A 13,465-nucleotide genomic window follows, 5' to 3' on the forward strand; every position below is an offset into this window, starting at 1 on the left:
AAGACCCGCGATTTCTCGCGGGCCTTGTCGCCCTTGGGGACGGTCAAGTCAATCCGTCAAGTCAATCCTTGGGCCGCTTGTCATAGAGGCGCTTGGCCTTGCCGAGCGAGCGTTCCAGCGTGGCCGGCGCAACCACGCTCACCCTGGAGCTGATGCCGATGGTGTTCTTGATGTGCGTCGAGATCCGGCTCGCATGGTCGAGGAGGCCCCGGCCGTCCCAGCTCTCCGGCCGCGCCTCGGCAATGATGGTCAACTCGTCCATGCGGCCTTCGCGGGTCAGTTCCAGAATGAAATGCCCTCCGCACCAGTCGGTGGCGAGCAGAACCTCCTCGATCTGGGTCGGGAACAGATTGACGCCGCGCAGGATGATCATGTCGTCGGAACGGCCCGTGACCTTCTCCATCCGCCGCATGCCCGGCCGCGCCGTCCCCGGCAACAGCCGCGTCAGGTCACGGGTGCGATAGCGGACCACCGGAAATGCTTCCTTGGTGAGCGAGGTAAAGACAAGTTCGCCCTTCTCACCGTCAGGCAGCACTGCACCGGTGTCGGGGTCGATGACTTCGGGATAGAAATGATCCTCCCAGATGTGCAGACCGTCCTTGGTCTCGATACATTCCTGCGCAACGCCGGGCCCGATCACCTCGGAAAGACCGTAGATGTCGGTCGCGTCCATGTCGAAGGCGTCTTCGATCTCGCCGCGCATGGCATTGGTCCAGGGCTCGGCACCGAAGATGCCGACCTTGAGCGAGCACTGGCGTGGATCGAGCTTCTGGCGCTTGAACTCGTCGAGGATCGCCAGCATGTAGCTCGGCGTCACCGTGATGATGTCGGGCCGGAAGTCGTTGATGAGCTGCACCTGCCGCTCGGTCATGCCCCCGGAGATCGGCACCACGGTGCAGCCGAGTTTTTCGGCGCCATAGTGCACCCCTAACCCGCCGGTGAAGAGACCGTAGCCATAGGCATTGTGGATGATCATGCCGGTGCGGCCGCCGGCGGCGCGGATCGAGCGCGCCATCACGTCCGACCATGTGTCGATGTCGCGTTGCGTATAGCCCACCACGATCGGCTTGCCCGTCGTGCCGGAGGACGCATGCACGCGCACCAGCTTTTCACGGGGCACGGCAAACATGTTGAAGGGATAATTGTCGCGCAGGTCCGTCTTCACCGTGAACGGAAATTTCGCAACATCCGAGAGCTCTCGAAAGTCGGACGGATGCACGCCGGCCGCGTCGAAGGCCTTGCGATAATGCGGGACGTTGTCGTAGGCGTGCTTCAGCGACCAGGCCAGTCGCTCCGTCTGGAGTGCCATGATCTCGTCGCGCGATGCGCGCTCATGCGCATCCATTTCGGCGCGATAGGTGTTACCAACTTCCTTGAGCCTCGTCAGAGCCATCCTCGTTTCCCCGTATCATTGCTTTTTTTATTGATCCCGCGCCGGCAGCCAATTACCGGGAATGACCCGCGAATGCCCGCGAAATTCGGCGATGACTGTATCGCCGGCGGTGACGCGCACGTCATAGATGCCCGAGCGGCCGCCGCGCGTGACCTCGCGCGCTCTTGCGACCAGCCGATCGCCGAGCCTGCCCGGCTTGATGAAGGTGATCTGGCCCTGCGCCGCCACGACGCGGTCGTTGTGCGAGTTGCACGCGAAAGCGAAGGCGGAATCGGCCAGCGTGAAAATGAAACCGCCATGGGCGATGCGCTGGCCGTTGACCATGTCCGGCCGCACAGTCATCGCGAGCGTCGCATAGCCCGGCCCGATCTCGACGATCTCCATGCCGAGTCCTTTGGAGGCATCGTCCTCCGCCCACATCGCATCGGCGCAGGCGCGGGCTACATCCTCGGGCGACAAGGCGGCCTTGACGTTCACGCGCTTCTCCCCTCCGAGTGTTTGGACACGACGTTCTGCTGCCTGGCTAAAACTGTCAAACGTGGTCGTAATCGACCACGACCCGCTCCGACGATGGCTTGGCCTGACAGGTCAGGACAAAGCCGGCTTTCAGCTCCCAGGGTTCCAGCGAGTAGTTGATATCCATCGGCGCCTCACCCTCCAACAGTTTTGCACGGCAGGTCGAGCACATGCCGCCCTTGCAGGCGAAGGGCAGATCGACACCGGCGCGTAGTGCGGCATCGAGGATCGCCTCGTCCTCGGCGACCGGCACGTCGCGGCGCTTGCCGTCGATGATCAGCGACGCGATCGCTTTCGGCGGCGCGTCCGGCGCAACGATCTTCTTCGGTCGCGGCTTGCCGCCGAATTCGGAGACGAAGCGCTCGACATGGATACGCTCGTCCGCGATGCCGAGCCCTCGGCAGGTCGCCTCGATGTCCTCGCTCATGCCGGACGGACCGCAGATGAAGACGTGATCGACGCTTTCCGCCGGCACCAGCGAACGCAGCAGCACTCGCACCTTGTCGCCGTCGAGCCGGCCATGCAGGATCGGGATGTCCTGCTCCTCGCCGGAGATGACGTGGAAGATCGAGAGCCGGTCGATGAAGCGATCCTTGAGCTCTTCGAGCGCCTCGAGGAACATGATGTTGTCGGTCGTGCGATTGCCGTAGAACAGGAAGAACTGACTGTCCGGCTCGCGCGCAAGCGTGCCCTTGACGATCGACAGGATCGGCGTGATGCCGGAGCCGGCGGCAAAGCCGACATGGATGCGGCCAGTGCCGGCCGGCGGGATCACGCCGAAACGTCCCGTGGGCGTCATCACATCCAGCGCGTCGCCACACTTCAAATCGTCCGCTGCCCAGCTCGAAAACGCGCCACCATCGATCTTCTTTACGGCGATGCGTATCTCGCCGTCGTCGGGCCCGGAGCAGATCGAATAGGAGCGGCGCACTTCCTCGCCATCCAGCGTGGTGCGGAGTGTGAGGTATTGGCCGGGCGTGAAGGCGTAGTCGGCCGCAAGCTCCGCCGGGATGGCGAATGTCAGCGATACGGCGTCCGACGCCTCGCGGCGGAGGTCGTTGACGGCCAGGCGATGAAAGCGTGGTGCGGCTGCTGACATGGTCAATGACACTTGAAATAATCGAAGGGTTCGCGGCAGGCCCTGCAGCGCCAGAGCGCCTTGCAGGAGGTGGAGCCGAATTCGGATAGCAGCTCGGTATTCGCCGAGCCGCATTGCGGGCACGTAACAGCTTGCTCACCGAACAGCGCGCGGCGTGAATTCGAATCCTGCGGCGGAGCGATGCCGTAGGCGTGAAGCTTCCGGCGGCCCTCTTCGCTCATCCAGTCGGTGGTCCAGGCCGGCGAGAGCACAGTGCGGACTTTTGGACTGCAAAAACCGGCGCGCTCCAGCGCGACTTCGATTTCCAGCGCGATCATGTTCATGGCTGGGCAGCCCGAATAGGTCGGGGTGATCGCGACCTCGACGTGATCGCCGTCGAGGACGACATCACGGAGCACGCCGAGATCGGCGATGGTCAAGACCGGAATTTCGGGATCGACCACGCTCGCCGCGGCATCCCAGGCCCGTTGGCGCAGTTCGCTATCGGGCTCCAGCACCGTCACCATGTCTGCCCCGGGAAAGTGCGCTGCATCGACTGCAGCTCGGACAGAAGATGGCCAAGATGCTCGCTATGCCGCCCGGAACGACCGCCTTGCTGCATCCAGTCGGTCTGCGGCAGCTCTAGCGTGGCTTCACTAAAGACACCCGAGAGTGTCGTCATCCAGCGACCCCGCAAGCTTCCGGGATCGACGGCGATATCGGCATGGATCAGGGCGCGCTCGCCTTCATCGACGGCAAACATCTCACCGGTGAAAGCCCAGAGATGATTGATCGCGGCCTGCGCGCGGGCATGGCTTTCAGCCGTGCCGTCACCGAGCCGGATGATCCACTCCGAGGCATGACGAAGGTGATAGGCGCTCTCCTTCTCCGACTTGGCGGCAATGGCCGCTAGCGCCGCATCGCGCGAAGTCATCATCGCACGCCAGTAGAGATCAGCGAAGGCGGAATAGAAGAACTGCCGCACCAGCGTCTGGGCAAAATCGCCATTGGGCTGCTCGACCAGCAGCAAATTGCGATACTGCCTGACGTCGCGCAGGTATGCGAAGCTGTCCTCGTCGTTGTCCTTGCCTTCGACCTTGGCGGCGTAAGAGTAGAGTTCGCGGGCCTGGCCAAGGAGGTCGAGCGCGATGTTGGAGAGCGCCATGTCCTCTTCCAGCATCGGCGCATGTCCGCACCATTCCGACAGCCTGTGCCCAAGGATCAGCGCGTCGTCGGCCCGGCGCAGCGCGTAGAGCACCAGTGGTGTTTCTGAGACCTCGATGTTCGCGACGGGCATCACATGTGCCCCACTTCCTCAGGCACTTCATAGAACGTCGGGTGCCGGTAGATCTTCGATTCCACCGGCTCGAACATCATGCCCTTCTCGGCAGGATCGCTTGCGGTGATCGCCGTCGACGGCACGACCCAGATCGAAAGACCTTCGCCGCGACGGGTGTAGATATCGCGGGCGGCCTGCAAGGCCATCGTGGCGTCGCTCGCATGCAGCGATCCCACATGCTTGTGCGCGAGCCCGTTGCGGCTGCGAATGAAGACCTCCCACAGCGGCGTGTTCGGCGTGGCCATTGCGATCTCCCTACTCTGCCGCTTGTGCAGTTCGACGCTGCGCGCGCTTTGCGGCATAGCTAGCTGCCGCCTCGCGCACCCAGGCGCCTTCGTCGTGCGCCTTGCGGCGCGCGGCCATTCGGTCACGATTGCACGGGCCGTTGCCGGCGAGCACCTGCTTGAATTCTGTCCAGTCGATCTCGCTGTAACGCCAGTGCCCGTCCGCATCCTGAATCATGCCGGGATCGGGAATGGTGAGGCCGAGATATTGCGCCTGCGGCACGGTGGCGTCGACGAACTTCTGTCGCAGCTCGTCATTGGAGAAGCGCTTGATCTTCCACTTCGTCGAGATGTCGCTGTGCTGGCTGGTGGCATCGGGCGGGCCGAACATCATCAGCACCGGCCACCACCAGCGGTTCAAGGCATCCTGCGCCATCGCCTTCTGCTCGTCGGAGCCACGGCACAGCGTCAGCATGATTTCATAGCCCTGACGCTGGTGGAACGACTCCTCCTTGCAGACGCGGATCATCGCGCGCGCGTAAGGACCATAGGAGCAGCGACACAGCGGGATCTGGTTCATGATCGCGGCGCCGTCGACCAGCCAGCCGATGGTGCCGATGTCGGCCCAGGTCAGCGTCGGATAGTTGAAGATCGATGAATATTTAGCCTTGCCCGCGAGCATGGCGTCGACCAGCTCTTCGCGCGAAGTGCCGAGCGTCTCGGCCGCGGCATAGAGATAAAGCCCGTGGCCGCACTCGTCCTGCACCTTGGCGAGCAGCGCCGCCTTGCGGCGCAAGGACGGCGCACGCGTGATCCAGTTGCCTTCGGGCAGCATGCCGACGATTTCGGAATGAGCGTGCTGGGAGATCTGGCGCGTCAGCGTCCTGCGATAGGCCGCTGGCATCCAGTCGTTCGGCTCGATGCGCTCCTCGGCATCGATGCGGGCCTGGAACTGCGCAGCCTTGGCCGCGTCCTCAAGACCGCGATCATCGGTCTCGGTCGTGTTCAGCGCCTGGGTATACATGCGCACCCTCCCATTTTATTGAGAGACAATATATAACAAGAATTACCTCATGCAAGATATTTCTGTAACATAACGATCAAGCCTCGAATCTCCGTTCCAAGAGTTTTCGCGCCGGCGGCAAAGGGCCCTTTTCATTGGTTCCATTGCCATCAAGCCATTGTTCCGACGGTGCAAGCAGCGCGCGATAGATGTCGCCGCACAGGGCGCGGGCGGCCTTGCCCGGCCAGTTCGCCGGAAGCAGGCTTTCGGGCAGCAGCGGATCGCGCAGCGCGACGCGACGGTAATGGTGGATCAGGAGGATGCGCGCCGTGAAGGCGTCGGCTTCGGACAAGCCCGTGCCGCGCGCGATCGCGGCGCGCAGCGGCTCGAACGTCTTCATGAACTTGAGATAGGCGTCTGCGGTGCGATCCAACGGCCAGCTCGCGCTGAGCAGCCGTCGGCCGCTGTCATCCTCGGCCGAGACTTCCAGACGGATGGCGCCCGCGGCTTCGTCCGGCACTGGCACGCCCGACGGCGCGACCCACACGCCCGGCAGCGGACTGCCGAAGCCGGCATTGCGGAGCGCCTCGCGCGAGGCGTCGCGATCCTCGCCATTGCCGATCAGCAGCAGCTCGAAGCGCCCGGTCCAGCCCGATGGCGGCGGATCGTAGATATGGCGTGTCGCGGCCTCGAAGATCTGGCGGCCCTTGTCGGCCAGGCGGTAAAAACTGTTACGGCCGACCTTTTCGCGCGTCAGCCAGCCATCGGCGGCAAGCCGCGACATCGCGGTACGCACCACGCCGCTGTCGATGTCCAGACTTTCGAAGAATTCCAGCAGCGTGCCGAGCCATACCGAGCCACCACGCGGCACGATGGCATCGCCGAACACCGTGATGACGATGGAGCCGGTGCGCGACGGTTCGCGTTTGAGCTGCTCGATGATGCGGGACAAGGGATGCGCCATGCGCGAGGCATAGCGCGTTTGGTGCGGGCGCGACAATGGACGGGTGCGACGGTCTTGTTTCTCCATCTCCCCGTTCTTACGGGGAGAGGCAAAGAACTACCGATGCGGATCGGGATAGACCACGCTGCGCCAGCCGCTGCGGTCGAAGGGCCGCCAGCTGCCTTCCTTCTGCGCAAGGCGATCAGCCACCGCGAAGACAGCAGCCGGATGATGGCCCATGCCGCAATGGCTGCTCTCGATCTCGATGCTCTCGGTCTGCGCGCCCGACTTCTCCATGCAGCCCTGCCAGGCGCAGACACCGTCGGTACGGCTGAAGATCGCCGTGGTCGGCACCGGCGGCGGAACGGCGAGATCGCCGCCGAACTGCGGATCGACCTCGTCGGATTTCCGCCCGCTCGCCCATTCATAGACGCGCCAGGCATTGGTCGAATGCGGATCGCCGGCAAAGGGGCTGCCGAGCGTGATCACTTGGCGCACGCGGTCGGGCATCACTTTGGCGAGCTGGCGCGCATAGAGACCGCCGAGGCTCCAGCCGACCAGGCTGATCTTGCGGCCATGCCTGTCGCTGAGCTCCTGAACCAGATCCACCATCGCGTGCTGCACGCCCTCGCGCAGGCCGTAATTGCGGCCTTGGCGCCAGCCGCTCACCGCATAGCCCTTGCCGGACAGAAAGGTGCGCAGTGCACGCGTGGACCCGTCGGAGGCCACGAGGCCCGGCAGAACCAGCACCGGATGCCCATCGCCCCGCGGCGCAAGGCTGAGCAGCGGCAGCGCGCCGAGGAATGCGCCAAACTCGTGGATCGCTCGCCCTTCCAGGAACATCAGGGTGCGAGACGGCGGGCTCAGCGTCTGGGCAGTAGCGGTCATCAATGGATCCCTCGGATGAAATGCTGAAAAGACCACCGGCTGCGAGGCCGGCAAATGGGTATGAACTCCAACACGCCAGCTTTTCGAACGTTCCGCAGCGCACCATGAATCAGCTAGGACGCCGGTTCCCTACATTCAAGCGGGTGAAACCCGAGGCCACAATAGGCCGGCGCGTGAATGCCAGCGTCCGTGACGCAAAAGTCACAACAATCGAAGCAGGAATTCTACGGAGTAAAGCGCAAGACCCGCGAGCCCGCCGATCAGCGAGCCGTTAAAGCGGATGTATTGCAGGTCGCGGCCAATGTTGATTTCGATCAGCGAAATCAGCTGCGCCATGTCCCACGATTTCACCTGGTCGGAGATGAAGGTCGAAACGCCGCTCTTCTGGTCCGCGACGAAACTGCGCAGCACCGCGACCAGACCCTTGTTGATCTCGCCGCGCAGCTCGCCATCGCCGGCAAGCGCTTCGCCCGCCGCGACACACATACCGGCGAGATGATGCTGCAGGACCTGCGTCTCGCCGCTTGCACTACGCTCGATGAAGGACCGCGTGTTGGCCCACACGGTGCGGGCGAGATCGGCGAGCTCGGGACGCGCGAGCAGATCGCGCTTCAAACCGTCGATGCGGTCGATATAGGCATGGTCGGTGCCGAGCCGGTCGACGAAGCTCAGCACCATGCGATCGAACTCGCCGCGGAACGGATGTTTGGGATCGCTGCGCACTTCATTGAAGAAAGCGGTGGCGGAGGCCACGATCTTGTTCACCAGAAATTTGTCGGCCCGATAGAGCCTGAGCAGGGTCGGCAATTCCGCCCGCACCTTCTCACGGATCATCGCCATCGTCTCGGTCTGGTTCAGCGTCTCGTGCATCACGCGCAGGAGATCGTCGAACAGGATCTGGTGACGTCCCTCGGCAACGAAGCCCCGCAGCGTGCCGGCCGCGAGCGGCGCGAGGTCGATCGCCTGGAGCTGCGAGGACATGCGGCGGATGATGAAGGTCATCAGGCCCGAGGTTTCCGTCGCAGAGACAGCCTCCGGCAGCAGGCGCAGCGCAAAGCGCGCAAGGTCGTCACTACGCTTGCGATCACGCAGCCAGTCGGCGACGAACGAGCCGAAATCGATCTCGTTCAGCTTGGCCTCGACAGGAGCAGCCTCTAGGAAATGCACCTGAATGAACTCGCCGAGCTTATCGGCGATACGGGCCTGGTTGCTCTGGATGATCGCGGTGTGCGGAATCGGCAGGCCGAGTGGACGCTTGAACAGCGCGACCACCGCATACCAATCGGCGAGTCCGCCGATCGTCGCGGCTTCCGCGAAGGCCGCGATGAATCCGAACACGGGATGCACAGGCAGCAGCCATTTCGCAAAGACGAACAGGACAAGCGTCGAGGCCAGCACCAGCGTCGCCAGCGCTTTCACGCGGCGTAATTCGGCCGCGCGTTCTGCGTCGCCGGGGGAGTCGAAAGAGAAGGTGCCTGATGGATTCATCACAGCATCACACTATCCGTCATTGCGAACGAAGCGAAGCAATCCAGAGCAAGGAGGCAGACTGGATTGCTTCGCTTCGCTCGCAATGACACCTACGGCGGAATAACAAAAGGCCCGCCGAAGCGGGCCTTAAATTCAGTTTTTACTCAGGGGCCGTATCAGGCGGTCTTGTTGTAGACCTTGGCAAAATTGTCCTGAGCGGACTTCGCACCGTTGGCGGCGAGCTTGCCGAAATAGTCGGTGGTCGCCTTGGCGCGCGAGACGAACGCTTCGCCGCGGGCGCGGAGCAGGCCGGACTGGATCTCGACAGCTTCGCTGAACGACTTGGCGGACGCGAGCTTGTCGATGCCCGCGAAGAATGCCTCGGCGTCCTCGTAGATCGCCTGCTGGATGTTGCGGCTGATCTTGCCGGCTTCGGTGACGGACTCGGTCACCGCGTTCTCGACGGCGGCGGTCACGCGCTCGGAGCCAGCGAACACTTCGGCAGCACGGTCCTTGGCGGTATTGGCGGACTTCTTGACGAACTCCCGGGCGGCCTCGGGAACTTCCAGGTTCTGGATGTTCTTGAACGCGTCCTTGAAGCCTTCGAAAGCGGTGTTGGTTTCGGTGGTCATTGGGGTCTCTCCATCCTCATTGGTTGAGCTATGGGCTCACCCCGTCCGGTTTTGGCCCGGGGCACGGCTTATATGGCATAGTTAATTGTGCGATGCAATATCGATGTTGCAGTGCGATATCACGAAAACGTGAATAGCCTTAATAGGAGGCAATCTGGCGCCTCCCTGACCATCCGGGTTCCCGACCACCCGTCCACCGGTTCTCAATGCTGGACGGCGCCGGGCAGCCCATAGGCCTCCATCTGGGCCTGGACCTGCGCGATGTTGTGCCCGAGCACAACGATATCGTGGGTCTTGCCGTCAACGTCGCGGACATGATCGCGCAACAGTGCCTCGGCCTTGAAGCCGAGGCTCTCGAACAGCGTGATCGCGGCCTGCTGATCGACCGTCATCTGGACCGAGAGCTTTTCGAGGCCGGCGCCGAGCGCGAGTGCGAAGGTCTCCTGCGACAGCGTCCGACCCACCCCCTTTCCGCGCACATCGAGCGAAACCACCATCCGGATCTCGCCGACATGGGGCGACCAGGAGTGCGGATCGCGCACCAGCGTGCCGCAGCCGACGACCGTGCCGCCCCTGACCGCGAGCAGGCTCGTGATCGCGCCGCGCTCGATCTCCTTGACCCAGGCGGAGAGCACCTTCGGCTCACTGATGTTGCGCGGCAGGAACAACAGGTCGTGGGTCGGCAGGCCCTTGCCGAAGGCGAGCACCGCGGCCTCGTCCGCAGGCGACATCAGGCGGATCTCGATATCGCCCGCGTCCGTCTTCACATGACGCGGATAGGAACGCTGCTCACTCATGTCGATCTCTTCCCCAGCCAGGAATCCAATTTCGGCCATAGCCGCTTCACCGCATTGGCGCCGGCCACCAGCGAGACGTGACCGCCCTTCAGCATCACCTCCTCCTTGTCCTCCGATCCGATCTTGGCGATCAGGTGCTTTGCAGCCTCATACGGCACGATGTGGTCATGCTCCGCCACCGCATGCAGGAACGGCACCTTGATGTCCTCGAGCTTCGCAGCACGGCCGCCGACCGACATGGTATCGTTGAACAGCTTGTTGTCCCACATCAGGTCCTTGGTGATGGTGCGGAAATATTCGCCGGCCAGCGGCAGCGTGTCGGTCGCCCAGCGGTCGAACATCCGGTAGGATTTGACGAACTCGTCATTCCAGATGTTTTCCCAGAGCTGGATCTGGCTGACGGTGCGCGAGGCCGGGCGCAGCATCTCGAACGACGACAGGATCATCTCGGGCGGCACGTTGCCGACGCTGTCGACGAGGCGATCGACATCGAAATAGCGACGGTCGGAGAAGTTCGAAAACAATTTCATCTCGCGAAAGTCGATCGGCGTGGTGAAGCAGATCAAATTCTTCATCGGCCCGTCACTGTGGATCGAGCCATAGAGCAGCGACAGCACGCCGCCGAAACAATAGCCGATGACGGAGACGTCCTGTTCGCCGGAATCCTGCTGCACGCGGCGGATGCAATCCGGGATGAAGTCGAGGACATAGTCCTCCATGCGGAGGCTCTTCTCCTCCGGTCGTGGCGCGCTCCAGTCGAGCATGTAGACGTCGTAGCCGCGCTTCAACAGGAACTCGATGAAACTCTGGCCGGGCACGAGGTCGAGAATATAACCGCGGTTGGTGGTCGCCATCACGATCAAGATCGGAATTCGATAGATCTCGTCGGACATCGGACGATAGTGGTAGAGGCTCATCGTGCCGCGCGAATGCAGCACGTCCTTCGGGGTCGAGCCGAGCGTGGGACCGGACGTCGAGAAATATTCGACGCCCTTGATGCTGCGCTGGATGGCGCGCTGCACCTCGGACTGGACGCGCTCCGGGATCCCTGCGAAGTCTAATCCGGCGGGTGCATTCATGTCTGCTCTCCGCCTTCAGATGGCGGGCGCTTGGTGCGCGGCGGACGCATTGCGGTGTCGGAGCCCTGAGAAATGCCGGAACTTGCCGCCATCTGGCTCAGCATCGACTTGATCTCACCGATCTGTCCTTCGATGGACTGCAGCCGTTCCGCAAGGCCGGTGACCTGGTCCCGGCTCGGCAGATTCATGGAGACCAGATATTTCTCCATGAGGTCGCCGAGCTGCTTCTGAGCACCTGCAGCAACGCCGCCGGCCCGGTTCACGGCCTGCGAAAACTCGGGCGACGACATGGCCTGATTGGCGAAGGAGTTGAACCCCTTCTCCATCTCGCCAACCATCTTCTGCCACATGGAAATGGGGTCGTTGCTCTTGTCGGTCATCGGCGTCCTCCTGAATTCGAGAGCTTCGATGCCCTTCCTTTTTCGCCATACCACACCGTTGCGCGGTGCCGGTCAACCGGCAAGCAGCGGGACGGGTGTCGCGGACGCGGCTTCATTGCGAGATCAAACCGTGCGATACAGCATTGATCAAAAGCCGAGGGAACGCGCCCGTGAACGCCTATCAGCCGCCGCAAACCGTCCACGCCAACGGCATCGACATCTGTTACGAGACTTTCGGCGACGACAGTGCCGAGCCGCTGCTGCTGATCATGGGGTTAGGCGCTCAGATGATCCACTGGGACGATGCGTTCTGCGAGCAGCTCGCCGCGCAGGGCTTTCGCGTCGTTCGGTTCGACAATCGCGACATCGGAAAGTCGAGCCATCTCACCGGCGGCAAGCGTCTGACGCCGCTTGAGTTGTTGAAGCTTCGGTTTCTCAGGATTCCCGTGGCCGCAACCTACAAGCTGATCGACATGGCGAAAGACACGGTCGGGCTGATGGACGCACTCGGCATCAAGTCGGCGCATCTGGTCGGGGCGTCCATGGGCGGCATGATTGCGCAGGAAGTGACCTTGTCGTTTCCCGAGCGCGTGCGCTCACTCACCTCGATCATGTCGACGACCGGCAACCCGCGCGTGCCGCCGCCGACACGTGAGGCCGCCGCAATGCTGATGGCGCCGCCGCCGCGCAGCAAGGAGGAATTCATCGTCCGCTACGGCCAGACCTGGAACGTGTTGCGGGCCGGGTCCTTTCCGGAGGAAGAGGCGCTCGATCCCGGTCGTGCCGAGCGCGTGTTCGCGCGCGGGCTCAATCCGGCCGGCGTCGGCCGGCAGCTCCGGGCGGTGCTCGCCTCCGGCAGCCGCAAGGAGCGACTGTACGGCGTCAAGACGCCGGCGCTGGTCATCCATGGCACCGTCGATCCGCTGGTCCGCCCCGAGGGCGGCAAGGACACGGCAGAGTCAATTCCTGGCGCAAAGCTGCTGATGATCGAAGGCATGGGCCACGCGCTGCCAATGCGGTTTTGGCCGGAGATCATCGGCGCCATCGCCCAGCACGCACATGGCGCAGCGGCGCGCGCGGCGTAAACCGACGCAGAAGGTCTCCTCACTGTGACCATGTGAGCTGCCGGTTACTCTCTTAACGCAAGCCGGTTCCAAAGCTATACAGGCCTCCTTCAATCGCCGAGAACCTCAATCGCCAACAAAGAGGCCGCGGCCTCTCGGAGTTCACATGCATTTCATCGTCCGGTCGGCCGCAATCGTCGCTGCTTTAGTCCTTACGCTATCCCTCGCCAGCGGCGCCGCGGTGGCGGGTAGCGCGCAAGAAGAAGCCAATCGCAAAACTGTGCTTGCGTTCTATGAGAAGGGGCTCAACCAAAAGGACGCCGATGCAGCCCTCGCCCATGTCGGCGACCGCTACGTCCAGCACAATCCAAACGCGGCCGATGGTCCGGACGGCTTCCGAAAATTCATCGGCTTCCTGCGCGAGAAATTCCCGAACTCGCACAGCGAGATCAAGCGCAGCTTCGTGGGTGGCGACTACGTCATCCTGCACGTTCACGCGGTTCGCGAGCCCGGCAGCAGGGGCAACGCGATCGTCGACATCTTCAAGCTGGAGAACGGCAAGGTGGTCGAACACTGGGACGTCGTGCAACCGATCCCGGAAAATCCGGCGAACAACAACACGATGTTCTGACGGATTGAACCGGTTGCTGCGCAGACGG

16 protein-coding genes are annotated in these 13,465 nt (G+C 63.0%); 2 read left to right on the forward strand and 14 right to left on the reverse strand.

The genetic code is table 11. From position 1 onward, the window contains the following. Positions 1 to 61: 61 nt before the first annotated feature. From paaK to IVB48_RS08945, 14 genes are all read right to left on the reverse strand, one after another. Positions 62 to 1,393: a phenylacetate--CoA ligase PaaK gene (gene paaK, locus IVB48_RS08880; RefSeq protein WP_247399488.1), complete on the reverse strand. Its 1,332-nt coding sequence runs from the start codon at positions 1,391 to 1,393 to the stop codon at positions 62 to 64. Between the two features lie 27 nt (positions 1,394 to 1,420). After that, entirely contained in the window at positions 1,421 to 1,870 is a 450-nt protein-coding gene (gene paaI, locus IVB48_RS08885) for a hydroxyphenylacetyl-CoA thioesterase PaaI (RefSeq protein WP_247399491.1), read from the reverse strand. Positions 1,871 to 1,925: 55 nt separating this feature from the next. Then, positions 1,926 to 3,008, reverse strand: a complete 1,083-nt coding sequence (gene paaE, locus IVB48_RS08890; RefSeq protein WP_247399494.1) for a 1,2-phenylacetyl-CoA epoxidase subunit PaaE — start codon at positions 3,006 to 3,008, stop codon at positions 1,926 to 1,928. 2 nt (positions 3,009 to 3,010) lie between these two features. After that, on the reverse strand, positions 3,011 to 3,514 hold the full coding sequence (gene paaD, locus IVB48_RS08895) for a 1,2-phenylacetyl-CoA epoxidase subunit PaaD (protein ID WP_247288573.1): 504 nt from the start codon (positions 3,512 to 3,514) through the stop codon (positions 3,011 to 3,013). After that, entirely contained in the window at positions 3,508 to 4,284 is a 777-nt protein-coding gene (gene paaC / locus IVB48_RS08900; RefSeq protein WP_247399497.1) for a 1,2-phenylacetyl-CoA epoxidase subunit PaaC, read from the reverse strand. The genes paaD and paaC overlap by 7 nt, the downstream gene beginning before the upstream one ends. Next, positions 4,284 to 4,571: a 1,2-phenylacetyl-CoA epoxidase subunit PaaB gene (gene paaB, locus IVB48_RS08905; protein ID WP_247399500.1), complete on the reverse strand. Its 288-nt coding sequence runs from the start codon at positions 4,569 to 4,571 to the stop codon at positions 4,284 to 4,286. Before paaB ends, paaC begins: the two co-directional genes overlap by 1 nt. 10 nt (positions 4,572 to 4,581) lie before the next feature. Next, on the reverse strand, positions 4,582 to 5,574 hold the full coding sequence (gene paaA, locus IVB48_RS08910; RefSeq protein WP_247399504.1) for a 1,2-phenylacetyl-CoA epoxidase subunit PaaA: 993 nt from the start codon (positions 5,572 to 5,574) through the stop codon (positions 4,582 to 4,584). A gap of 76 nt (positions 5,575 to 5,650) precedes the next feature. Next, the gene (gene paaX, locus IVB48_RS08915) at positions 5,651 to 6,517 is read right to left on the reverse strand and encodes a phenylacetic acid degradation operon negative regulatory protein PaaX (protein WP_247399997.1); all 867 of its coding nucleotides are present in this window, start codon (positions 6,515 to 6,517) and stop codon (positions 5,651 to 5,653) included. A 96-nt stretch (positions 6,518 to 6,613) separates the two neighbouring features. Further along, the gene (locus IVB48_RS08920; protein WP_247399508.1) at positions 6,614 to 7,384 is read right to left on the reverse strand and encodes an alpha/beta hydrolase; all 771 of its coding nucleotides are present in this window, start codon (positions 7,382 to 7,384) and stop codon (positions 6,614 to 6,616) included. A 201-nt stretch (positions 7,385 to 7,585) separates the two neighbouring features. Next, entirely contained in the window at positions 7,586 to 8,872 is a 1,287-nt protein-coding gene (locus IVB48_RS08925) for a DUF445 domain-containing protein (RefSeq protein ID WP_247399511.1), read from the reverse strand. A gap of 158 nt (positions 8,873 to 9,030) precedes the next feature. After that, a complete protein-coding gene (locus IVB48_RS08930) occupies positions 9,031 to 9,486 on the reverse strand; it encodes a phasin (RefSeq protein WP_027568907.1) in 456 nt (151 codons plus the stop codon). Positions 9,487 to 9,689: 203 nt separating this feature from the next. Beyond that, on the reverse strand, positions 9,690 to 10,283 hold the full coding sequence (locus IVB48_RS08935; protein WP_007593821.1) for a GNAT family N-acetyltransferase: 594 nt from the start codon (positions 10,281 to 10,283) through the stop codon (positions 9,690 to 9,692). Continuing rightward, positions 10,280 to 11,362: an alpha/beta fold hydrolase gene (locus tag IVB48_RS08940; RefSeq protein WP_247399515.1), complete on the reverse strand. Its 1,083-nt coding sequence runs from the start codon at positions 11,360 to 11,362 to the stop codon at positions 10,280 to 10,282. Before IVB48_RS08940 ends, IVB48_RS08935 begins: the two co-directional genes overlap by 4 nt. Beyond that, complete coding sequence (locus tag IVB48_RS08945) at positions 11,359 to 11,742, reverse strand: hypothetical protein (protein ID WP_247399517.1); 384 nt, start codon at positions 11,740 to 11,742, stop codon at positions 11,359 to 11,361. Before IVB48_RS08945 ends, IVB48_RS08940 begins: the two co-directional genes overlap by 4 nt. Positions 11,743 to 11,912: 170 nt before the next feature. Here IVB48_RS08945 and IVB48_RS08950 point away from each other — a divergent pair, with 170 nt between their 5' ends. Both IVB48_RS08950 and IVB48_RS08955 read left to right on the forward strand, forming a co-directional pair. After that, complete coding sequence (locus tag IVB48_RS08950) at positions 11,913 to 12,827, forward strand: alpha/beta hydrolase (protein WP_247399520.1); 915 nt, start codon at positions 11,913 to 11,915, stop codon at positions 12,825 to 12,827. 145 nt (positions 12,828 to 12,972) lie between these two features. After that, entirely contained in the window at positions 12,973 to 13,437 is a 465-nt protein-coding gene (locus IVB48_RS08955; protein WP_247399523.1) for a nuclear transport factor 2 family protein, read from the forward strand. The last annotated feature ends 28 nt before the right edge of the window (positions 13,438 to 13,465 follow it).

This window comes from Bradyrhizobium sp. 76 (assembly GCF_023073025.1).
Taxonomy (GTDB): Bacteria; Pseudomonadota; Alphaproteobacteria; order Rhizobiales; family Xanthobacteraceae; genus Bradyrhizobium.

What these genes read in the sequence shown, in the direction of transcription:
- IVB48_RS08955 (WP_247399523.1), top strand. Translation starts at nt 12,973, where the DNA reads ATGCATTTCATCGTCCGGTCGGCCGCAATCGTCGCTGCTTTAGTCCTT.
- paaK (WP_247399488.1), bottom strand. Translation starts at nt 1,393, where the DNA reads ATGGCTCTGACGAGGCTCAAGGAAGTTGGTAACACCTATCGCGCCGAA.
- paaA (WP_247399504.1), bottom strand. Translation starts at nt 5,574, where the DNA reads ATGTATACCCAGGCGCTGAACACGACCGAGACCGATGATCGCGGTCTT.
- IVB48_RS08920 (WP_247399508.1), bottom strand. Translation starts at nt 7,384, where the DNA reads ATGACCGCTACTGCCCAGACGCTGAGCCCGCCGTCTCGCACCCTGATG.
- paaC (WP_247399497.1), bottom strand. Translation starts at nt 4,284, where the DNA reads ATGCCCGTCGCGAACATCGAGGTCTCAGAAACACCACTGGTGCTCTAC.
- IVB48_RS08925 (WP_247399511.1), bottom strand. Translation starts at nt 8,872, where the DNA reads ATGAATCCATCAGGCACCTTCTCTTTCGACTCCCCCGGCGACGCAGAA.
- paaE (WP_247399494.1), bottom strand. Translation starts at nt 3,008, where the DNA reads ATGTCAGCAGCCGCACCACGCTTTCATCGCCTGGCCGTCAACGACCTC.
- IVB48_RS08935 (WP_007593821.1), bottom strand. Translation starts at nt 10,283, where the DNA reads ATGAGTGAGCAGCGTTCCTATCCGCGTCATGTGAAGACGGACGCGGGC.
- IVB48_RS08945 (WP_247399517.1), bottom strand. Translation starts at nt 11,742, where the DNA reads ATGACCGACAAGAGCAACGACCCCATTTCCATGTGGCAGAAGATGGTT.
- paaX (WP_247399997.1), bottom strand. Translation starts at nt 6,517, where the DNA reads ATGGCGCATCCCTTGTCCCGCATCATCGAGCAGCTCAAACGCGAACCG.
- IVB48_RS08930 (WP_027568907.1), bottom strand. Translation starts at nt 9,486, where the DNA reads ATGACCACCGAAACCAACACCGCTTTCGAAGGCTTCAAGGACGCGTTC.
- paaB (WP_247399500.1), bottom strand. Translation starts at nt 4,571, where the DNA reads ATGGCCACGCCGAACACGCCGCTGTGGGAGGTCTTCATTCGCAGCCGC.
- IVB48_RS08940 (WP_247399515.1), bottom strand. Translation starts at nt 11,362, where the DNA reads ATGAATGCACCCGCCGGATTAGACTTCGCAGGGATCCCGGAGCGCGTC.
- paaD (WP_247288573.1), bottom strand. Translation starts at nt 3,514, where the DNA reads ATGGTGACGGTGCTGGAGCCCGATAGCGAACTGCGCCAACGGGCCTGG.